Annotated in this window: 20 protein-coding genes; 15 read left to right on the top strand and 5 right to left on the bottom strand. The window is 53.1% G+C overall.

The features are described from left to right. Positions 1 to 281 precede the first annotated feature (281 nt). Entirely contained in the window at positions 282 to 2,519 is a 2,238-nt protein-coding gene (locus INT19_RS17065; RefSeq protein WP_193061617.1) for an NADP-dependent isocitrate dehydrogenase, read from the bottom strand. A 305-nt stretch (positions 2,520 to 2,824) separates the two neighbouring features. Here INT19_RS17065 and INT19_RS17060 point away from each other — a divergent pair, with 305 nt between their 5' ends. The 9 genes from INT19_RS17060 to INT19_RS17020 all read left to right on the top strand — a co-directional run bounded on the left by INT19_RS17060 (position 2,825) and on the right by INT19_RS17020 (position 11,671). Further along, positions 2,825 to 3,427, top strand: coding sequence for a pseudouridine synthase (locus INT19_RS17060; RefSeq protein ID WP_193061616.1), 603 nt, complete (start codon positions 2,825 to 2,827; stop codon positions 3,425 to 3,427). Between the two features lie 8 nt (positions 3,428 to 3,435). Next, positions 3,436 to 3,885 carry an NUDIX domain-containing protein gene (locus INT19_RS17055; RefSeq protein ID WP_038482525.1) on the top strand — a complete coding sequence of 150 codons (450 nt, stop codon included), beginning with the start codon at positions 3,436 to 3,438 and terminating at the stop codon, positions 3,883 to 3,885. Between the two features lie 73 nt (positions 3,886 to 3,958). Further along, positions 3,959 to 5,101: a tRNA 2-thiouridine(34) synthase MnmA gene (gene mnmA, locus INT19_RS17050; RefSeq protein ID WP_193061615.1), complete on the top strand. Its 1,143-nt coding sequence runs from the start codon at positions 3,959 to 3,961 to the stop codon at positions 5,099 to 5,101. Beyond that, complete coding sequence (gene hflD / locus INT19_RS17045) at positions 5,098 to 5,736, top strand: high frequency lysogenization protein HflD (protein ID WP_038482519.1); 639 nt, start codon at positions 5,098 to 5,100, stop codon at positions 5,734 to 5,736. The genes mnmA and hflD overlap by 4 nt, the downstream gene beginning before the upstream one ends. 93 nt (positions 5,737 to 5,829) lie before the next feature. Next, positions 5,830 to 7,215 carry an adenylosuccinate lyase gene (purB, locus tag INT19_RS17040; RefSeq protein ID WP_038482516.1) on the top strand — a complete coding sequence of 462 codons (1,386 nt, stop codon included), beginning with the start codon at positions 5,830 to 5,832 and terminating at the stop codon, positions 7,213 to 7,215. Between the two features lie 55 nt (positions 7,216 to 7,270). After that, positions 7,271 to 8,452: a cupin domain-containing protein gene (locus INT19_RS17035; protein WP_193061614.1), complete on the top strand. Its 1,182-nt coding sequence runs from the start codon at positions 7,271 to 7,273 to the stop codon at positions 8,450 to 8,452. A 6-nt stretch (positions 8,453 to 8,458) separates the two neighbouring features. Continuing rightward, complete coding sequence (locus INT19_RS17030; RefSeq protein ID WP_193061613.1) at positions 8,459 to 8,881, top strand: GNAT family N-acetyltransferase; 423 nt, start codon at positions 8,459 to 8,461, stop codon at positions 8,879 to 8,881. A 448-nt stretch (positions 8,882 to 9,329) separates the two neighbouring features. After that, complete coding sequence (locus tag INT19_RS17025) at positions 9,330 to 10,928, top strand: isocitrate lyase (RefSeq protein ID WP_038482507.1); 1,599 nt, start codon at positions 9,330 to 9,332, stop codon at positions 10,926 to 10,928. A gap of 275 nt (positions 10,929 to 11,203) precedes the next feature. Beyond that, entirely contained in the window at positions 11,204 to 11,671 is a 468-nt protein-coding gene (locus tag INT19_RS17020; RefSeq protein WP_030070161.1) for a glycine zipper 2TM domain-containing protein, read from the top strand. 122 nt (positions 11,672 to 11,793) lie between these two features. Here INT19_RS17020 and INT19_RS17015 read toward each other — a convergent pair whose 3' ends face one another. Further along, positions 11,794 to 12,075: a hypothetical protein gene (locus tag INT19_RS17015; RefSeq protein WP_193061612.1), complete on the bottom strand. Its 282-nt coding sequence runs from the start codon at positions 12,073 to 12,075 to the stop codon at positions 11,794 to 11,796. 179 nt (positions 12,076 to 12,254) lie between these two features. On the opposite strand from INT19_RS17015, the gene INT19_RS17010 reads away from it, so the two are divergent. Then, positions 12,255 to 12,737 carry an FKBP-type peptidyl-prolyl cis-trans isomerase gene (locus INT19_RS17010; protein WP_009722554.1) on the top strand — a complete coding sequence of 161 codons (483 nt, stop codon included), beginning with the start codon at positions 12,255 to 12,257 and terminating at the stop codon, positions 12,735 to 12,737. 63 nt (positions 12,738 to 12,800) lie between these two features. On the opposite strand, the gene nikR is transcribed toward INT19_RS17010, so the two are convergent. Beyond that, positions 12,801 to 13,202, bottom strand: a complete 402-nt coding sequence (gene nikR, locus INT19_RS17005; RefSeq protein ID WP_038482498.1) for a nickel-responsive transcriptional regulator NikR — start codon at positions 13,200 to 13,202, stop codon at positions 12,801 to 12,803. Positions 13,203 to 13,308: 106 nt separating this feature from the next. On the opposite strand from nikR, the gene INT19_RS17000 reads away from it, so the two are divergent. The 5 genes from INT19_RS17000 to INT19_RS16980 are packed head-to-tail and all read left to right on the top strand — an operon-like array spanning position 13,309 to position 18,164. Next, positions 13,309 to 14,889 (top strand): ABC transporter substrate-binding protein, encoded by a 1,581-nt coding sequence (locus tag INT19_RS17000; protein WP_089038734.1) that lies wholly within the window; start codon positions 13,309 to 13,311, stop codon positions 14,887 to 14,889. Beyond that, positions 14,880 to 15,860 (top strand): ABC transporter permease, encoded by a 981-nt coding sequence (locus INT19_RS16995; protein ID WP_319022200.1) that lies wholly within the window; start codon positions 14,880 to 14,882, stop codon positions 15,858 to 15,860. Before INT19_RS17000 ends, INT19_RS16995 begins: the two co-directional genes overlap by 10 nt. Next, positions 15,857 to 16,657 (top strand): ABC transporter permease, encoded by an 801-nt coding sequence (locus INT19_RS16990; RefSeq protein ID WP_193061610.1) that lies wholly within the window; start codon positions 15,857 to 15,859, stop codon positions 16,655 to 16,657. The genes INT19_RS16995 and INT19_RS16990 overlap by 4 nt, the downstream gene beginning before the upstream one ends. 15 nt (positions 16,658 to 16,672) lie before the next feature. Beyond that, positions 16,673 to 17,527, top strand: a complete 855-nt coding sequence (locus tag INT19_RS16985) for an ATP-binding cassette domain-containing protein (protein WP_193061609.1) — start codon at positions 16,673 to 16,675, stop codon at positions 17,525 to 17,527. After that, on the top strand, positions 17,520 to 18,164 hold the full coding sequence (locus tag INT19_RS16980) for an ABC transporter ATP-binding protein (protein WP_193061608.1): 645 nt from the start codon (positions 17,520 to 17,522) through the stop codon (positions 18,162 to 18,164). Before INT19_RS16985 ends, INT19_RS16980 begins: the two co-directional genes overlap by 8 nt. On the opposite strand, the gene INT19_RS16975 is transcribed toward INT19_RS16980, so the two are convergent. Continuing rightward, positions 18,121 to 19,308, bottom strand: coding sequence for an MFS transporter (locus tag INT19_RS16975; RefSeq protein ID WP_193061607.1), 1,188 nt, complete (start codon positions 19,306 to 19,308; stop codon positions 18,121 to 18,123). The genes INT19_RS16980 and INT19_RS16975 overlap by 44 nt on opposite strands. Positions 19,309 to 19,344: 36 nt before the next feature. After that, entirely contained in the window at positions 19,345 to 19,983 is a 639-nt protein-coding gene (locus INT19_RS16970; protein WP_089038740.1) for a C40 family peptidase, read from the bottom strand. Positions 19,984 to 20,059: the final 76 nt, after the last annotated feature.

The raw sequence follows: 20,059 nt of genomic DNA, 5'->3' as shown, positions 1-20,059 counted from the left end.
GCAGCAAGGGTTATCGTCTCTTAGCTGGCAAGTGGTGTCTTACGGCGCTTGAATCATCCATCCTAGCTTGAAATGCACTAACATTAACTGCGCTAGATTTGATCACTCTGATTTTGCTCTCCAAAGTAAGACGCCCGTTACCAGCAAGGGTTCATGGAAAATACAAAAATTAGCATACTAAATAAGACAAAAAACCCTCGCCCACCAAAGCGGGCGAGGGATATCACAGCGTTTTCATGCGTATTGCCCAGCGGCAGCGCAGACTGCTGGTGATCTAAGCCTTAACCGTTTGCGACCATAGCAAGGGCTTCGTTGAGCGTCTTACTCGGGCGCATGACTTGACTAGCTACTTCCCCATTCGGGTGGTAATAGCCTTTAAGGTCAACAGGCTGGCCTTGCACGCCATTCAGTTCGTCAATGATCGTAGCTTCATTGGCTTTCAGCGTTTCTACCAAACGGGCAAAGCGTGTTTTTAGTTCAGCGTCTTCATCCTGAGCTGCCAATGCTTCTGCCCAATAGAGCGCTAGATAGAAGTGGCTTCCTCGGTTATCAAGCTCACCCACTTTGCGCGAAGGTGATTTATTGCTCTCAAGGAACTTGCCGTTAGCTTCATCCAACGCTTTCGCCAGCAACTTAGCACGGTCATTGCCAAAACGTTTGGCGAGGTGTTCCAAAGAAGCAACCAGCGCCAGGAACTCGCCAAGGCTGTCCCAACGTAGGTGGTTCTCTTCAAGCAGCTGCTGAACGTGCTTAGGCGCGGAACCACCGGCCCCCGTTTCAAACAGGCCGCCGCCATCCATCAACGGCACGATAGAAAGCATTTTGGCACTAGTGCCCAATTCAAGAATCGGGAATAGGTCTGTCAGGTAATCGCGGAGAATGTTGCCCGTCACCGAGATCGTATCGAGACCACGAATCACGCGCTCAAGGGTGTAACGCATCGCCCGAACCTGAGACATGATATGAATTTCGAGGCCATCAGTATCGTGATCTTTGAGGTACGTTTTGACCTTTTTGATTAGCTCATTCTCGTGCGGACGGTAAGGATCAAGCCAGAACACCGTCGGCATACCAGAATCACGGCAGCGCTCAACCGCCAATTTCACCCAGTCGCGAATCGGCGCGTCTTTGACCTGACACATACGCCAGATATCGCCCTGCTCCACAGTCTGTGACAGCAGTACTTCACCCGTGTCCAGATCGGTGATGTTGGCAACACCATCTGCCGACACCTCGAAGGTCTTATCGTGAGAGCCATACTCTTCGGCTTTTTGCGCCATCAAACCAACATTGGGAACGGTGCCCATTGTGGCCGGATCAAACGCACCGTGCCATTTGCAGAAGTTGATCATTTCCTGATAAATACGCGCGAACGTCGACTCAGGCATGACGGCTTTGACGTCCTTGAGACGACCATCAGCACCGTACATCTTACCGCCAGCGCGAATCATCGCCGGCATCGAAGCATCGACAATCACATCGCTGGGTGAGTGGAAGTTGGTGATGCCGCGAGCCGAATCAACCATTGCCAGCTCTGGGCGCTTGTCATGGCACGCATGCAAGTCACTAATGACTTCATCACGCTGAGATTCTGGCAAGGTCGCAATTTTATCGTAGAGGTTAGCGATGCCGTTGTTAACATCGACACCCAGCTCTTTGAAGAGCTCACCGTGCTTCTCAAAGGCGTCCTTGTAGAAAATTTTGACGCAGTGCCCGAACACGATGGGGTGCGAGACCTTCATCATCGTCGCTTTTACGTGCAATGAGAACATCACACCGGTCTTACGCGCATCCTCGATTTCACGCTCGTAAAACTCCAGCAGCGCTTTCTTGCTCATAAACATGCTGTCAATGATTTCGCCTTCCAGCAGCTCGACCCGAGGCTTGAGCACCTTGGTTTCACCGCTGGCAGTGATCAGCTCCATCTTGACGTTGCGGGCGCGATCCAGGGTCATCGACTTCTCGCCATGGTAGAAGTCGCCACTATGCATGTGTGAAACATGGGTACGCGATGCCTGGCTCCACTCCCCCATAGAATGCGGGTACTTGCGGGCGTACTCTTTCACGGCCTTCGGTGCGCGGCGATCAGAGTTACCTTCACGCAATACGGGGTTAACTGCGCTGCCTTTCACTTTGTCATAGCGCGCTTTGATATCTTTCTCTTCATCGCTGCTTGGGTCATCCGGATACTCGGGCAGCTTGTAACCTTGTTCTTGCAGCTCTTTGATCACCGCCCGCAGCTGCGGCATAGAGGCGCTGATATTCGGTAATTTGATGATATTGGCTTCGGGAACCTTGGCCAGCGCACCTAATTCGGCCAGGTGGTCTTCGATACGCTGCTCTTCGGTCAAGTAGTCGGGAAATAAAGAGAGAACGCGAGCCGCCAGGGAAATATCCCGGGTTTCCACCTCGATACCCGCAGCGTCGGTGAAAGCGTCAATAATCGGTAGCAAAGAGTATGTCGCGAGCGCAGGCGCTTCGTCGGTGAGCGTGTAAATGATCTTCGGCGTTTTAGACATTTTGCGTTAACCTCTTTTTTCTATCGCTGTGATTATAGAGATCCTGAGCGACGCGACTTCTTCAACGAGAGACCATGCCGCGAAGCAGGCGGGGCCATTTTATTTGGCTTTCCCGGTTATCAATCGGTGGTTTTTACGGTGGTTATTTCAGTGGAAATTACGACAACTCCAGCACGACATAAACGCTATTCAAAGGCGACTTTTCAAGAACTGCCTTTGAAAGATTAGCCTCAAAGTATACCAGCGCTGCATTTTAATCGCATGAGAGATTGTCGACAAATCAAGGGCACCCTTCTAAAGAGATTATGAGCACTTTATATTTACTGCATAAACCCTATCGTATGCTCTCTCAGTTTACCGACAAACAAGGCCGCGCCACATTAGCCGATGTTATAGATGTGCCTGGCGTCTACGCCGCCGGGCGGCTTGATTATGACTCTGAGGGTCTACTGTTATTAAGTGATGACGGCAGTCTCATTCACCGTATCGCCCACCCACGTCACAAGCAGCCCAAAACTTACTGGGTGCAGCTCGAAGGGCAGATTAATGATGAGGCGATTAACGCGCTGAAAAACGGCATCACCTTAAAAGATGGCCCAACCCAGCCAGCAAAAGCCCGGCGCATTGAGCCACCGGCCATCGCACAACGCGACTCAAGGATTGACCCTAAGCGCCACCCAATTACTAGTTGGTTGGAACTAACAATCAGCGAAGGCCGCAACCGCCAAGTACGGCGCATGACTGCCCATGTAGGATTTCCTACGTTGAGATTGATACGCGCGGCGATTGGCACTTGGCAACTTGGCGATTTGGCCCCAGGCGAGTGGCGCAAACAAACACTACACGCTCCACGCCCCACTAAAGCGCCAAAGCGCAGCGGCGCACCTCGGCACAGGCACTCCAAATGAGCAGTGAGATGATAAAAAATGCCATCATCAGAAGTACCGTTGCCTGCGTGATTCAGCGCAATGACCACTTTTTGATGGTGGAAGAAGCCCGCGGCGGTAGGCAAACCGTGTTTAACCAACCGGCTGGACATGTAGAGCCAGGCGAAGGCCCGATGGCAGCCATCTTGCGTGAAGTGCAAGAAGAAACTGCTTGGCAGGTGACGCTAACCGACTACTTAGGTCTTTATATCTTCCACACGCCAGAAGGCCTTACCTTCCATAGCCATGGTTTTATAGCCACACCAGACGTCATGCTCTCGTCCCCCATTGATAGCGACATCACTGCCACTCACTGGCTCACATTGAATGACATCAAAGCCCTCGGCAATGCCGGTCGGCTGCGCAGCCCCCTGGTGCTTAAACGGATCGAAAACGCCATTAACGGCCAATGTTATCCCCTGACCGTGATTCATGAGTGAAGCACTCGAAGCACCAAGCCTCCATCGTGTATAATCAGCATCCAATTGCACACCACCTCAACTGAGGATGCCAATGACATCCACCCATGGCACGTCTATTCCTGAAGCGCCCGAGACCCAAAAAGTAATTGTTGGCATGTCGGGCGGCGTTGATTCATCGGTTTCTGCTCTCCTTCTACTCCAACAAGGGTATGAGGTTGAGGGCCTGTTTATGAAGAACTGGGATGAAGACGACGGCACCGAATACTGCACGGCAAAAGAAGATCTTGCCGATGCAGAAGCTGTGTGTGAGAAGCTGGGCATCAAATTGCATACGGCCAATTTCGCATCCGAGTATTGGGATAACGTCTTCGAGCATTTTTTAGCCGAATATAAAGCGGGCAGAACGCCCAATCCCGATATCCTGTGCAACCGAGAGATCAAGTTTAAGGTCTTTCTAGACTACGCTGAAATGCTAGGCGCCGATAAAATCGCAACCGGGCATTATGTTCGACAAGGGGTTCGCGAAGGACGCCCGCGCCTGCTAAAAGGTGTGGATAGCAATAAAGATCAAAGCTATTTCCTGCATGCGGTGCCTGAAGCAGCGATTTCGCGCACCCTGTTTCCGGTTGGTGAGCTTGAAAAACCTGTCGTTAGAGCCTTGGCTGAACAGCACGATCTTATTACCGCCAAGAAAAAAGACTCTACTGGTATTTGCTTTATCGGCGAGCGCCGTTTCCGCGACTTTTTGCAGCAATACCTGCCCGCACAACCCGGCAATATTGAAACGCCCGAAGGCGATGTCATTGGCAAGCATATGGGACTGATGTACTACACCCTCGGGCAGCGCCAAGGGTTAGGCATTGGTGGTCTCGCCAACTATTCGGAAGACCCATGGTACGTAGCGGCCAAAGACCTTGAGCGTAATGTATTGATTGTCGTCCAAGGCAAGCATCACCACCTACTGTTCACCAATGCGTTGGCCACTGAAGCCATGGATTGGGTAGCAGGTGAACCGCCTGCCGCACAGGGCCGTTACACCGCCAAAACCCGCTATCGTCAAAGTGATTGCCCATGTGCAATCCATGCGCTGCCCGACGGCACTGTTGAGGTGGTGTTTGATGATCCTCAGTGGGCAGTCACACCGGGCCAGTCATTGGTACTTTATGATGGTGAAATTTGCTTAGGCGGCGGCGTTATTCGCGCCACTTGGAATACCACGGAGACCGCTGCATGAGCGCTACCCCTATTCATCGCGCGCCGGAGTCTCAAGCCGCTCGCCAAGCACTGGCGCTGGCTGGCGTTTTTCAATCCGCTAGCTTGGTAGACGAACTCGCGCGTACTGGACAAGTAGATCCACGCGCTTGGGAAACACTTATCAATGCAACCGTGGACACCAACCCGGCAAGCTTTGAAGCTATTTATGGCGGGCACCCCAATAATTTACGCCGCGGATTAGAAACACTCGAAGCCCTTGTTGGCCGCAAACAAGCCAACCCTGTGGTTCTCCGCTACGGTTTTTCGCTGCTGCTGTTAATGAATAAACTGCGCACTGACCGACATATGATGGATTTACTGGGTCAAAAGCTGACCCACGTACAGGGGCAGGCAGAGCACTTCGGCAGCACTCATGAAAATGTGATTGCAAGCCTGGGCGATGCCTACCAAGAAACCATTTCGACGTTCAAAACCCGCATCGTGGTTCAGGGCGACCCCTCTTTACTGCAGACTCGCATGATGCCCGAGCGGGTGCGCGCCTGTTTGATGGCGGGCATACGTTTTGCGCTGCTATGGCACCAACAAGGCGGCCGTCGCTGGAAGCTTGTCTTCCAGCGTAAAGCGTTGAGGCGCGCGCTTGATAGCCTTGGCTAACGCGCCCAAAGATCATCTAGGCACTTCGAGCGATTTCTTTTCGACATTTTGCTGTTCGAACCATTGACTTCAGACCACCTTGGAAACCAAGCCATGCAACTCTCTGCTTTGACCGCCCTCTCCCCCGTTGACGGACGCTACGGCGCAAAAGCCGCCGCACTACGGGAGCACTTCAGCGAATTCGGTCTTATCCGTGCGCGCGTGATTGTGGAAGTGCGCTGGCTGCAGCGCCTTGCTGACCACAGCCAAATTGTCGAAGTACCGCCGCTGTCAGTGGAAGCGACGGCTTTTCTTGAGCAGCTGATTCGTGACTTTTCTGTCGAAGATGCCGAACGCATTAAAGAAATAGAGCGCACCACCAACCACGATGTCAAAGCGGTTGAGTACTTCTTGAAAGAGAAGATTGCGGGGCAACCCGAGCTTAACGCGGTCACTGAATTTATTCACTTCGCTTGCACCAGCGAAGACATCAACAACCTTTCCTACGGCGTTATGCTGGCAGATGGGCTAAAAGCCACTCTACCTACCCTGCATGAAGTCGCTGATGAGATTGCCAAACTGGCCATTGCGCATGCGGCTCAACCGATGCTTTCGCGCACCCATGGGCAAACCGCCAGCCCCACAACGCTAGGCAAGGAAATGGCCAACGTGGCCTACCGGCTTAAGCGCCAGCTCAAGCAAATCGAACGCGTTGAGATTCTGGGTAAAATTAACGGTGCTGTAGGTAACTACAATGCCCACCTGACAACCTACCCAGACATTGACTGGGAAGCCAACGCACGCACCTTTGTGGAAGGCTTAGGACTAAGCTTCAACCCCTACACCACACAAATTGAGCCCCACGACTACATTGCCGAGCTTTTCGATGCAGTTTGCCGCTTCAATACTATTTTGATCGACTTTGATCGCGACGTATGGGGCTATATTTCGCTGGGCTACTTTAAGCAGCGCACTGTCGAAGGCGAAATTGGCTCATCGACCATGCCGCATAAAGTTAACCCAATTGACTTTGAAAACTCGGAAGGCAACCTTGGGCTGGCCAATGCCGTGCTTAATCACTTGGCCCAGAAACTACCGATTTCACGCTGGCAGCGCGACCTGACGGATTCCACTGTGTTGCGCAACCTAGGCGTTGGCTTGGCTTACGGCCTGATTGGCTATCACGCTAGCCTCAAGGGTATCAGCAAGCTTGAAGCAAATCCTGAGCGCCTAGCTGAAGACCTGGATAACAGCTGGGAAGTACTGGCTGAGCCAATTCAAACGGTCATGCGTCGCTATGGCATCGAAAAGCCCTACGAAAAACTTAAAGAATTAACCCGCGGCAAGCGTATTGACCAAGCAGGCTTTGCTGCTTTTATTGATACGCTTGAACTACCCGAGTCGGTTAAAAATGAGCTGAAAGCCCTCTCTCCTGCCAGCTATATTGGTAATGCGAAGGCTCAAGCCGAAGCACTTAACCAGCGGCTTGCTGCACTCTAAACGACGCACTGCGCCCTTAGTAAGGCGCAGCGCTCATTTGAACTAGGATAACGCCATGAGCCAACACGATAAGCCACTCACATTGCTGGGCGATTTAACGCCTGAAGACTTCTTGGCCAATTACTGGCAGCAGAAGCCGCTGCTGATTCGTGGCGCTATCCCCGACTTTATTAGCCCCATCGACCCCGATGAGCTAGCCGGGCTTGCCTGCGAACCCGGTGTAGAAGCGCGCCTTGTGGAAGAAAACGGGCCTGATGGCCCCTGGCAGGTTTCCCACGGCCCGTTTGACGACGCAACCTTTGAGCGCTTGCCGGAAGGCAACTGGAGCCTCCTGGTTCAAGCCGTCGATCACTATGTACCGTCTATCGCTGCACTAATGGATGAATTTGATTTCCTTCCCCGTTGGCGGTTAGACGACATCATGGTCAGCTATGCGCCGCCCGGTGGTAGCGTCGGCCCACATATCGACCAATACGATGTTTTCCTGTTACAGGCTAGCGGCCACCGGCGTTGGCAACTAGGCGGTAAGCAGCCAGACAACGCGCCCATTATCCAAGGTATCGATCTACGTATTCTTGAAACCTTTGAGATTGAAGCCGACTCTGACTGGACGCTATCACCGGGCGATATGCTGTATCTCCCCCCTGGTTGGGCGCACCACGGCGTTAGTCAAACCGACGACTGCATGACTGTTTCGGTAGGGTTTAGGGCACCCTCAGCGGATGAAGCCATCACATCCTACGCCGACTATCTAGGAGAGCAGCTCTCTGACTCCCACCGCTATAGCGATGCAGGCATGTCTCCTGCAAGCCAAGTGGGTGAACTAGATGATGCGGCCGTTGAACGTATGCGCCAGTTCGTGCTTTCCACCTTGGACAATCCTGAGCAAATAGCCCAGTGGTTTGGTCGCGTCATGACCCAACCGAAATACATTGACCAAGTAGCGCCCCTTGAAGTGCCAATGACGGAAGCTGACCTTGTTGCGCAACTACAACACGGTGAACCACTGTTTCATATGCCGGGTTCCCGCGTTGCTTGGCGAAGCGATGCCAACGGCACCACGCTCTTTGTCGACGGCGACGGACACTCCTGTTCAACTGAGTTAGCCAAGCGGCTTGCCGACCCATCGCCTATGTATGAAGACGTACTTGCCATTGATGGGGCAGCAGCGCTGATAACACAGTTAGTAAACACCGGAAGCCTAGGCTTTATGGGCGAAGAGGATGATGAGGAGTAGCTAGCGGTGTCGACGACAACCATTATTAACGGTGATTGGAGTACGCTAAAGGATATAGCTTCCGAGATCCGCCGCGTGGTGTTTATCGAAGAGCAGAGCGTGCCTCAAGAGGAGGAGTGGGATGGCCGTGACGAGGAGTGCAGCCACTTCATTGCCTATCTTGAGGATCAGCCAGTGGGGACTGCGCGACTGCTGCCCGACGGCCATATTGGGCGCGTCGCGGTACTCGATAGCGCGCGTGGCGCTGGCATTGGCTATCAACTCATGGAAGCAGCCATTCAGGCTGCTCGAGAAGCAGGCCATACCCATGTAGCGCTGAGCGCTCAATTGCACGCCCTCGCCTTTTACCAACGCTTGGGATTTGTGGCGCATGGTGGCACTTTTATGGATGCCGGAATACCTCACCGGGAAATGCTACTAACGCTGTAGTCGCTTTTTTTTGACTACGATTGTGATCAATCAATGAGAGCGCCACTGCTATGTGGCGCTTTTTTTTGCTCCATTTTCAGCCCACCTGACGAAAAACGACTACACAAACAGAGCGTTTCAGCACGCTCCTGTAGTTGAACTACAACCCCTTCTGCCCCCAAGTGACAATTGTTGAACCTGCCGTTCTCGTTGATAGTTATTGCACCGCAGCGTTATGGCGCAACATCGAAGTTAGCCAAACAGGAAACGCTGTAACCGACGTTTAAATAAGCGTCTCCACAATGATCACTCTCCGATGCGACGTTTGACTAAGAGACGTTTTGCTCAGAGACAATTGGCGTAGAGACAGCGCGTTAAATTTCGATAATGCTGAACACATCTTCGCAGGTGCAGCATAAGAATAAGCTAACTTGCGAAATAGCTATCATGACCCCGGAGGAAACAGCTTATGTCAGGACTGCTCGACGATATCAAAGCAATGGCCCAACTGCGCGAAGCTCAAGGCGGCAAATGGGAAGCGATCAAACCTGAATACGCTGCACGCATGCGTGCTCAGAACCGTTTTCATACCGGTTTGGATATTGCACGCTACACTGCAAAAATTATGCGTGACGATATGGCGGCCTACGACGCTGACACGTCTAAGTACACGCAGTCTCTGGGGTGCTGGCACGGTTTTATTGGTCAACAAAAACTGATTTCCATTAAAAAGCACTTTGGCACGACTAAGCGCAGTTACCTCTACCTGTCAGGCTGGATGGTAGCCGCCTTACGCTCCGAGTTCGGCCCACTGCCCGATCAGTCGATGCATGAAAAAACATCCGTCGCTGATCTGATCGAAGAGCTGTACACCTTCCTGAAGCAGGCAGATGCTTGGGAGCTTAACCACCTGTTCCGCGCCCTGGATGAGGCCAAAGAAGCAGGCGACAGCGCTCAAGAGCAAGAACTGATCAGCAAAATCGATAACTACGAGACACATATCGTACCGATCATTGCTGATATCGATGCCGGTTTTGGTAACGCTGAAGCGACTTACCTGCTGGCCAAGAAATTCATCCAAGCGGGCGCTTGCTGTATCCAGCTTGAAAACCAAGTTTCCGATGAGAAGCAGTGTGGCCACCAGGATGGTAAAGTCACCGTTCCCCACGAAGACTTCCTAGCCAAAATCAATGCAGTGCGTTATGCCTTCCTTGAGCTCGGCATCGAAGATGGCGTTATCGTGGCGCGTACCGACTCGCTAGGCGCAGGCTTAACCCAGAAAATCGCAGTGACTAACGAACCTGGCGATCTAGGCGACCAGTACAACAGCTTCTTAGATGGTGATGTCATCGAAAATGCTGGCGACATCAATAATGGTGACGTGGTTATCAAACAAAACGGTAAGCTGGTTAAGCCGAAGCGTTTAGCGTCAGGCCTCTACCAGTTCAAACCGGGCACTGGCGAAGACCGCGTTGTGCTTGACTGTATCACCAGCCTGCAAAACGGTGCTGACCTGCTGTGGATTGAGACCGAGAAGCCCCACGTCGGCCAAATTGCCAGCATGGTTAACCGCATCCGCGCCGTAGTGCCCGATGCCAAGCTGGTTTACAACAACTCACCGTCATTTAACTGGACGCTGAACTTCCGCCAGCAAGTATTTGATGCCTGGGAAAAAGAAGGCAAAGATGTTTCCGCTTACCAGCGTGACAAGCTAATGGGTGTTGAATACGACAACACTGAGCTTGGTCAGCTAGCGGATGAGTGGACACGTAACTTCCAACGCGATGGCGCTCGTGAAGCCGGTATTTTCCACCACCTGATCACGCTGCCAACTTACCACACAGCGGCACTATCGACTGACAACCTGGCTAAAGGCTACTTCGGTGATGAAGGCATGCTGGCCTACGTCGCAGGGGTACAGCGTCAGGAGATTCGTCAAGGCATCGCTACCGTAAGACACCAGGACATGGCTGGCTCTAATATTGGCGACGACCATAAAGAGTTTTTCCACGGCGACGCGGCACTTAAAGCCGGTGGTAAAGACAACACCATGAACCAGTTCGGCTAATCATTTAATTAGCACGACACAACAGGGGGCTTAGGCTCCCTGTTTTTTTATAAGCTAGCCTTACAACATCCCTCTCCTGATCAAGCATCGTAGTCACTTTTACACATTGCTTTCTTAATACTTGTCTACACTTTAATCCATGATCTTTCCTGTTGATGGCTAGTCAAAACTAGTCGCTTAGGTTATCTTTGGCGAACGCTGTTCTATAACTAGCTTACGTATTACCCCCGTTGCGGCTTAGCAGCCATGCGGGTCAAGACACACTGGAGGTTTGAATGAAACGTTTACTACCTATTGCAGCATTGAGCATTCTCACGCTGGCAGGTTGTGCCAACACTGCGCCTTATTCAGGTGATGTATACCGTGGCAATCAAGCGCAAACAGGCCAAAGCGTGACCTATGGCACCATCGTGGCGGTCCGTCCTGTACAAATCCAGGCAGACAGCCGTACAGGCAACCTGTTGGGCGGCGGTGGCGGTGCGGTCATCGGCGGCCTGCTGGGTAGTCAAGTTGGTGGTGGCTCTGGTCGTCAACTAGCAACCGTTGCAGGCGCATTAGGTGGCGCAATTGCCGGTACCGCAGCAGAAGACCGCGCTAACCGCATTAATGCGTTGGAAATGGAAATTCGTCGCGACGACGGCACAGATGTGATCGTGGTTCAAAGCGCAGACCGTCAATATCAAGCAGGCCAGCGTGTTCGCCTGATCGGTAGCGGCGCTAACTTAAGCGTAGCTCCTTACTAAGTTCGTCTTACCAAACGCTTCCTAGCCAGTAACACAGGTAGCGCCGTAATAGAAAAATGCCCGACCAAGCCTACTTGGTCGGGCATTTTTGTCGCCTTCGTTAATGGCTAACAAGGCATAAGTTAGTGAGCTACTTTATTGCTCGCCCAGCTTGCCAGCTTTGCGATTACCAAACCAATAATGGTCAACAGGATAACGACCAGAAGAATATCGACTGGACGAATCAACGTTGTAGCACCCAACACGGCTAATGCTGCCACCCATAAATAGCGGTTGTCGCCATGTGTTTTTAATACCTCAGGCAGCATTTTATCCAGCCCCTGACTGACACTGCTATCCCAGCGCTTGTTCGCAAAGTAGGCAATTAGCACAAAGGCGATAACCCAAATCAAGAAGATCGTCATAACCAGCTCCAGTGAATGTTGTCTAAAGGGGGAAAAGAAGTTGTCGTAGGGTATCCCCGGTTACCCCGTGGCGCAATAGCGCCAAAGGAGTGGGAGGAGGAAAAAGCCTGTTTACCCCCTGACAAGCAAGCTCTCACGCGTTACCATGTTGGGACATGCACTCACCGAAAGGTTATTAAATGCAAATTGCGCAAAACTCGGTTGTCGCGTTCCACTACACCCTGACCAATGATGCAGGTGAAGTGCTAGACAGTTCCGAAGGCCGTGAGCCGCTGACATATCTACACGGCGCTGGCAACATTATTCCGGGTCTGGAAAAAGAGCTCGAAGGCCGTGCCGAAGGCGATAAGCTGAACGTAAAAGTAACCCCAGAAGAGGGCTACGGTGAAGTTCAAGAACAGCTGATGCAAGAAGTACCTCGCGATGCGTTCCAAGGCGTTGAAAGCATTGAGCCGGGCATGCAGTTCCAAGCCCAGACTCAAGGCGGCCCGCTGATGGTTACCGTCAAGAAAGTTGAAGGCGACACTGTTGTAGTTGATGGCAACCACCCGCTGGCTGGCCAACATCTTAACTTCGATGTTGAGATTGCAACCGTTCGTGAAGCGAGCCAGGAAGAAGTCGAGCACGGTCATGTGCACGGCGAAGGCGGCGTAGAGCACTAAGTTGCTTAACGCGTGCTTATAGGGCGGCCTAGGGCCGCCCTTTTTAATGGGCGCTCCCCCGCTTTACTCCTCAGGAATAATCACCAACTGTCCATAGCGCACGCTACGTGATGATGTCACTTCATCAGAAAACTGCTTCAACGCGCTGCCCTGCCCCTTTAATAACGCCACTTCCAGACAGCTATCATGATTAATATGCACATGAAGCGTCGATAGCGTTAGATCATGATGATCATGAGAGTGTCGGGTTAAGCGTTTCGATAAGTCTCGCGCCGCATGATCGTACACATAGACAAGCGCGCCCATACACGGCGCTTCGGGCGCAACCTCCTCTTTGGCCTGCTTTAACCCACTGCGTGTTAAATCGCGTATCGCTTCTGAGCGGTTTTGGTAGCCGCGCGCATGCATCAATGCATCGACCTCGCTCAGCAGTTCCTCATCCAGCGTTACCGTTACCCGTTGCATATTCTCTCCTAAACTAACGCCGCAAGCGCGGTGCTGCCGTGACTTTCAGACCTTATAGTATGATGTTATTGTAAAAACATCATACGGTTGGTTTCTGGGGTGCCTCATGCGTCGTACTATCTTACTGGGTCTGGCGGCTACGTGCGTCGCGTTTAGCTCCCCCGCCATCAGCAAAGAGCAATTGGTGTTGGCAATCGGCGGAGAGCCCGAGCAGGGATTCGACCCACTGCTTGGCTGGGGCCAGTACGGTAGTCCGCTTTTTCAATCGACGTTGCTAACCCGCGGACGTGACCTTACACCCGAAGCCGGTTTGGCTACCGCGTGGACACTGTCAGAAGACCGACTCACCTGGATACTCACTCTGCGCGATGATGCCCGCTTTAGTGACGGCACACCGTTGACTGCCAAGGATGTTGCCTACACCTTTAATGCCGCAAAGCAAGCCGGTGGCCGGGCCGATTTAAGCGCACTGAACAACGCCAGCGCCATCGATAATACGACCGTGGAACTGTCTTTAAACGCGCCGCGGATTACCTTCATCGATCAGTTAATGACGCTTGGTATCGTTCCTGACGCTAACAGAGAAAACGGTTATCGCGAAGGGTACGGTAGACAACCGCTGGGCTCAGGCCCTTATCGGCTAGTCGAATGGCAAGAGGGTGAGCAACTAATTGTAGAGCGGAATCCCTATTTCCATGGCCCCATACCGGCCTTTGAACGACTGGTGTTTGTATTTACTGGCGAAGAGTCCACGTTAAGCGCGGCCCATGCTGGGCAGCTCGACCTTGCCGCTGTGCCACCAGCACTCGCCACCAATCTGCCAAGTCATATGCAGCGCATCGTCATGGAAAGCGTCGATAATCGAGGTATTTTGTTTCCTATGCAGCCTGCCGCAGGCGAGCAGGCCGCGTCTGGTGCGCCTATCGGTAACGATGTTACTGCCGATAGTGCGATACGCCGGGCGGTTAATCTTGCCCTTGATCGAAACACCCTCGTTGACGTCGCTCTTAATGGTTTTGGACGCCCCGCCTTTGGCCCAGCCGATGGGCTACCCTGGAGCCTGGATGACGAAGCCTTTGCAGCGCCCGACAGTGACCGTGCCAATGCGCTACTCGATGCAGCAGGCTGGGAGCGCCATGCCGACGGGCTACGCTATAAAAACGGCCAGCCCGCCCGTTTTCGCTTGACCTACCCTGCCAGCGACACCACTCGCCAACTGCTCGCCCAGGTAAGCGCCGAGATGGTACGCCCGCTGGGCATTGAGATGCAGCCGACAGGCCGTCACTGGGACGAAATACAGCGTGAAGCACTGCACCAAGACGCAATCGTCTTCGGCTTTGGCAGCCACAGCCCACAAGAGGTGTACTACCTATTTCATAGCCAGCACGCGGGATTTGGCTTCTATAACAGTGGCTACTACTCAAACGCGACAGTGGATGGCCACCTAGAAGCAGCTCAAGCGGCCGCAGGGGCAGAAGAAGCTAACCGCCACTGGCAAGCCGCCCAGTGGGATGGCAATACGGGCTATGGCTTTAGGGGCGATACTAGCTGGGCATGGATGGTTAACCTAGCCCATGTATATGCAGCCAATTCCTGCCTGGACCTTGGGGAATTAGGCATTGCGCCTCACGGCCACGGCTGGCCGATTACCGCCAACCTGCTTGAATGGCGCTGGACGTGCGATTGATCAACAGACTGGCAAGCCGTTTAATACGCCTTGCGTTGGTATTGCTGTGCGTCGCGATGGTGACGTTTGGGTTAGTCATGCTGTCGCCTATCGACCCAGTGGATGCCTATCTTGGCCCTCAAATGGCACAGGTAAGCCCCGAACAGCGCGCTCTGATCGCTGAAAGGTGGGGCTTTGATGCCTCGCCTGCCGTTCAATTTGGTCATTGGCTAAGCCAATTGCTAAGTGGCGAGTTAGGCTGGAGCCATATCTACAATCAACCGGTTAGCGAAGTTATCAGTCAGCGTTTCCAACGCTCTTTTATCTTGCTGGGTAGCGCTTGGCTAATGTCGTTGCTTGTTGGCTTTGCGCTGGGCGTCATCGCCGGTGCGAAAGAAGGCTCACCACTCGACCGGCTGATTAGTGGCTACGCCTATGTCACCGCCTCAACGCCTGCTTTTTGGCTTGGCATGCTGGCAGTGCTGCTATTCTCCGTTTATCTCGGCTGGACCCCGACCTGCTGCGCCGGGCCGGTGGGCGTACTCAACCAAGACGTTAGCATGCTGACTCGATTGCACCACTTAGTACTCCCAATGATGACACTGGCCCTGCTAGGCATCGCCACCATCACCCTTCACACCCGCGCACGCATGATAGCGCTGATGAACTCCGACATCGCCCTTCACGCTTTTGCCCAAGGAGCCAGCCGATCAGATATCGCCTGGCGTCATGGCCTACGTCATGCCAGTCTCCCGGCACTAACGCTCGCTTTTGCTTCGCTGGGAGAGTTGTTTGGCGGCTCAATATTAATCGAGCAGGTATTTGCCTACCCCGGCCTTGGACAAGCCACTGTTGAAGCAGGACTACGTAGTGATGTTCCGCTACTGCTTGGGATAGCGCTGTTTACCGCGCTGTTTGTCAGTCTCGGCAATCTGATCGCAGATAGCCTGTATCCACTTATCGACCCACGCATGGCACAGGAACAGCCATGAGGATGATCCAACCACGCTTAGCCGCCGCTGGCTATATTGGCCTTCTACTCATAGTGTTGGTTTTGCTGATAAGTAGCCCATGGTGGGCAGGTCATAGCGCGGCGCCAATGCAGTTTGATGCGCGCCTTATGCCACCGAGCACCAGCCATTGGCTAGGCACCGACGCTTTGGGACGCGAGCTATGGTCGCGAACACTGGCTGGGTTAAGGCTCAGCTTTTGGGTAGGACTAAGCGCTGCGCTACTCGGCACACTCATTGCGTTAACGCTTGCGACGCTGGCGACACTTTCAACCACGTTAGATGCGCTCGTTAGCCTGCTGATTGACACGCTGCTAAGCGTACCGCACCTGATATTACTACTCCTGTTAGCCTTTGCTTTAGGTGGTGGTACACAGGCAGTGATTATTGCCGTGGCGCTTACCCACTGGCCAAGTTTAGCCAGGATACTGCGGGCGGAGCTCTTTTCCCTACGCCATGCCCCCTATGTCGCTATTTCCCAGGCACTAGGAAAAAGCCGCTGTTATATTTTAGTACACCACTTACTCCCCCATTTAATTCCCCAGTGTATTGTTGGTGCGCTATTGCTGTTTCCTCACGCCATTCTGCATGAAGCCGCACTGACTTTTCTGGGCGTAGGGTTAGACCCAACCCAACCCGCTATCGGGGTATTACTCGCCGATGCTATGCGCTACTTAACCGGGGGCTTTTGGTGGTTAGGGGTATTCCCAGGCCTAGGGCTACTGCTGATGGTGCTATCGATTGATCGTTTAGCGGTGCAATTGCGTCGCGCTCTATAACGGGGGGAAGCTAGCATGCTGGATATTGAGAACCTGACGCTGCAATTGCCCTACTACAAGTACTGGTGGCGACGAGAGTGGACCACCTGCGTTGATAACCTGTCGTTAAGCATACACCCCGGTGAAGTACATGCCGTCATTGGTGCATCCGGCGCAGGCAAAAGCCTGCTAGCCTACACGATTATGGGATTACTGCCGGAAGCGGCAAAAACCAGTGGTCAGCTATTTTTTAAAGATACGCCATTGACCGCTGAGCGCCAGCGCCAGCTAAGAGGCCGCCAGCTGGCCCTCATTCCGCAATCGCTCAATGCCCTAGATCCCCTCGCTAGTAGTCAACGCCAAGTCAGTTGGGCGGCTCGCCGGGCAGGGCAAAGCAAAACCGTTGCTTGGCGCAGCGCAGAGCGCACACTAAATCATTATCAGCTCAATCATCACGCCCAGCGGGCATACCCCCACCAGCTTTCAGGCGGCATGGCGCGGCGTGTTTTAGCCGCCATGGCCCAAATAGGTAACGCTAGCCTGATTATTGCCGACGAACCAAGCGTAGGTTTGGACCCTCAACAGCGCGATCGTGTATTGGCCGCTCTAAAGGCGCTCGCGCTTGAGGGGAAGGCCGTCATGCTAATTACCCACGATTTGCGCCATGCGTTACCCATAGCCGACCATGTAACGATACTGCGCCAGGGAAAGTGCATTGAAGCCACCCCTGCCATTGCCTTTCAAGGCAATGGGGAACAGCTTAAAAGCACCTATGCCTGCGCGCTATGGAATGCTCTGCCCGACAACACCTTTAGTACTCAGGTACGTGCTAACGAAAGTGCCACCCATGCTGATGCCATCGACCTGCCTAAGGAGCCAACCATTGCTTGATGCGCGAAAAATCACCTTTGGCTTCCGTTCTCAAGCACCTCTATTAACGCAACTTTCGCTATCACTTGAACGGGGAGAATGGCTGGGGCTAAGCGGTGATTCAGGGGCAGGCAAATCTACGCTGGGAAAACTCTTGGCTGGCTTACTGCGGCCACAACAGGGTGAGATTTATGCCGACGATAAGCCATTACTCTCTCGTGGACTGCGGCCGGTACAGTGGCTGCCGCAATCACCGGAGCTTGCCGTCAACCCACGTTGGCGAGTAAAGAAAGTACTCTGCGAGGCATGGTGCCCTTCCGAATCATTAATACAGGACTTTGGCATCCAACCTGATTGGCTATCGCGTTTTCCAACTACCTTATCTGGCGGAGAATTACAGCGGGTATGCGTATTGCGGGCGTTAGCCCCAGGTGTGCGCTATCTGATCGCTGATGAAATCTCAACCATGCTCGATCCCATCACCCAAGTGGAGCTATGGCAGGCAATAAGAAAAGTTGCCGACCGCCACCAACTTGGCGTGTTAGTGATCAGCCATGACGCAGCACTGCTAGCGCGATTGTGTACTCGACGCCTCCATTTAGCCCAAGGTACGCTTAGCGCAGTTCACGACGCTCGAAGCGCCATAAACCAATGCTAATGATTAGCGTGACGCAAAGCAGTAGCCAAGACCCCACCGCTACGCCCTGCCACTGCGCCCAACGCCAAAATGGTTCTAGCCAGAATCCACCAATACTTGCCCCGAGGTAGTAAAACACTAAGTACAGCGCTGAGGCACTGCCCCTAGCACCTTGTGCATAGCGACCCACCCAGCTAGAGGCCAGGGAGTGTGCTAAGAAAAAACCAAACGCGTTAATGGTGAGACCAACAATAATCAGCGGCAGAGAATTGGCCAGCGTTACCGCCGTACCTAGCATCAAAATTAAGATGCCCACGCTCATGCAGCTCGCGGGTGAAAAACGTCCGGCTAATCGGCCTGATACCGTAGAGCCAAGCGTCCCCCCCAGATAGGTCAGGAAAATCAGCCCCAAGCTGCTAGCCGCTAATTGATAAGGCTCACCAGCCAAACGGAATGTGATATAGCTGTACTGATTGATAAAAATGAGAAAGTTAATTCCGCCCAGGCAATAAGCCGCCAACAGCACCGGCGTGCTCAAATGCCCAAGCAGATCACCGGCCGCTTGGCGAAATTTAAAACGCTTGGGTGTAAAGGCTCGACTATTGGGTAGCAGTCGCCAAAAAACCGCGCACCCGATTACCGTCATGATTCCTACCGCTAAAAATGCCGCCGAGGGGCCACCTAAGGTCGCCGCCCCACCGCCTACAATTCGGCCACTAATACCGCCCAGCGAATTGGCGCCGATATACAGACCAACCGCACTGAGCAAAGCGGGCTTTTCAAACTCATCTCCCATCCATGCAATCGCAACGGCTGGCAACCCGCCCAACACAAAACCCTGCAGTAAACGCAGCAATAATAAGCTTTCGAACGTAGGTGCAAACGCCAATGCGAGGGAGAGACCGCCTGCTAAGAGCAACGTGATGCGCATAATAGCCTCACGGCCAATCGCATCAGACAGGGGGCCAAATATGAGTAGCGCGAAAGCAAGGGAAAGCGTGGAGGCGGACATCAAAAAACTAACACCTAAGGTAGATACCCCATAGGTGTCCTTCAGCCCGGGGAGCAGCGGTTGCGGGACATATAAGTTGATAAAAACAAGGAACGACCCTAGGCAAAGAGCCGCAGTCGCGCGCCACCAGGCGCGCGTTCTAGCCTCGATCATATGATGTCCACACTAAGCAAAACTGATAGCAGACATTTACGGCATATAGCGGTTACTAAGCTGGGCTAAATTGGTCGGCTCTAGCGCGCGCCGAGACTGCCAATAGTAGCGCTGCCAGTAGCTGTTATCCAAACGAGAGATCATGACTCCCTTGGAAGAGGACGCGTGTAAAAAACGGCCATCCCCTACATAAATGCCCACATGGTTGTATCGACCTGGGGGGCGGAAGAAGACCAGATCGCCCGCCTGCAGCTCTTGGCGGTCGATCGGGCGTCCCTCATGTACTTGATCATAGGTAGAGCGTGGCAGCTCTAAATTAAATGTGTCACGAAACACATTTCTTACCAGAGCAGAGCAATCAATGCCTTGTTTCGAGGTGCCGCCAATTCGGTACGGCGTCCCCGCCCATCGCTGATGCTGCTCTAAAAGTGCTTGCCGAATGATCGTAGGTGGCGGCGTCTGAAGGCTACGCAGTTGGCCAGTGGCGTTACTGACCGGGGACATTGCGAGGTTTTCACCTTCTGCCAATCCCGGCAGCGCCATTGAGAAATAATTCTCGGGTGGCTCCATGCCCTGGCGTGAGGCGGAGCCCGCACAACCAGTTAAAACAGCGACAACAGCACAAACACTTACAACACGGACAGCGGTCACAGCGGGGTGTGGTGACGCAACCATGCGATTAACCTCGTAACAATAAAAATATTTAATGGGAATGAGGTATGAAAAAACTCATTTTTTTCAAACCCTGGAC

Origin of the sequence: Halomonas sp. 3A7M (genome assembly GCF_014897875.1) — a bacterium.
Lineage (GTDB): Bacteria > Pseudomonadota > Gammaproteobacteria > Pseudomonadales > Halomonadaceae > Vreelandella.
The sequence above is the reverse complement of the archived record's forward strand: the minus strand, read 5'-3'. Positions and strand labels throughout refer to the sequence as shown.

What these genes read in the sequence shown, in the direction of transcription:
- INT19_RS17020 (WP_030070161.1), top strand. Translation starts at nt 11,204, where the DNA reads ATGAAACGTTTACTACCTATTGCAGCATTGAGCATTCTCACGCTGGCA.
- INT19_RS17060 (WP_193061616.1), top strand. Translation starts at nt 2,825, where the DNA reads ATGAGCACTTTATATTTACTGCATAAACCCTATCGTATGCTCTCTCAG.
- INT19_RS17010 (WP_009722554.1), top strand. Translation starts at nt 12,255, where the DNA reads ATGCAAATTGCGCAAAACTCGGTTGTCGCGTTCCACTACACCCTGACC.
- INT19_RS16985 (WP_193061609.1), top strand. Translation starts at nt 16,673, where the DNA reads ATGCTGGATATTGAGAACCTGACGCTGCAATTGCCCTACTACAAGTAC.
- INT19_RS17000 (WP_089038734.1), top strand. Translation starts at nt 13,309, where the DNA reads ATGCGTCGTACTATCTTACTGGGTCTGGCGGCTACGTGCGTCGCGTTT.
- mnmA (WP_193061615.1), top strand. Translation starts at nt 3,959, where the DNA reads ATGACATCCACCCATGGCACGTCTATTCCTGAAGCGCCCGAGACCCAA.
- INT19_RS17035 (WP_193061614.1), top strand. Translation starts at nt 7,271, where the DNA reads ATGAGCCAACACGATAAGCCACTCACATTGCTGGGCGATTTAACGCCT.
- INT19_RS16990 (WP_193061610.1), top strand. Translation starts at nt 15,857, where the DNA reads ATGAGGATGATCCAACCACGCTTAGCCGCCGCTGGCTATATTGGCCTT.
- INT19_RS17055 (WP_038482525.1), top strand. Translation starts at nt 3,436, where the DNA reads ATGATAAAAAATGCCATCATCAGAAGTACCGTTGCCTGCGTGATTCAG.
- purB (WP_038482516.1), top strand. Translation starts at nt 5,830, where the DNA reads ATGCAACTCTCTGCTTTGACCGCCCTCTCCCCCGTTGACGGACGCTAC.
- INT19_RS16975 (WP_193061607.1), bottom strand. Translation starts at nt 19,308, where the DNA reads ATGATCGAGGCTAGAACGCGCGCCTGGTGGCGCGCGACTGCGGCTCTT.
- INT19_RS17025 (WP_038482507.1), top strand. Translation starts at nt 9,330, where the DNA reads ATGTCAGGACTGCTCGACGATATCAAAGCAATGGCCCAACTGCGCGAA.
- nikR (WP_038482498.1), bottom strand. Translation starts at nt 13,202, where the DNA reads ATGCAACGGGTAACGGTAACGCTGGATGAGGAACTGCTGAGCGAGGTC.
- hflD (WP_038482519.1), top strand. Translation starts at nt 5,098, where the DNA reads ATGAGCGCTACCCCTATTCATCGCGCGCCGGAGTCTCAAGCCGCTCGC.
- INT19_RS17065 (WP_193061617.1), bottom strand. Translation starts at nt 2,519, where the DNA reads ATGTCTAAAACGCCGAAGATCATTTACACGCTCACCGACGAAGCGCCT.
- INT19_RS17015 (WP_193061612.1), bottom strand. Translation starts at nt 12,075, where the DNA reads ATGACGATCTTCTTGATTTGGGTTATCGCCTTTGTGCTAATTGCCTAC.
- INT19_RS16970 (WP_089038740.1), bottom strand. Translation starts at nt 19,983, where the DNA reads ATGGTTGCGTCACCACACCCCGCTGTGACCGCTGTCCGTGTTGTAAGT.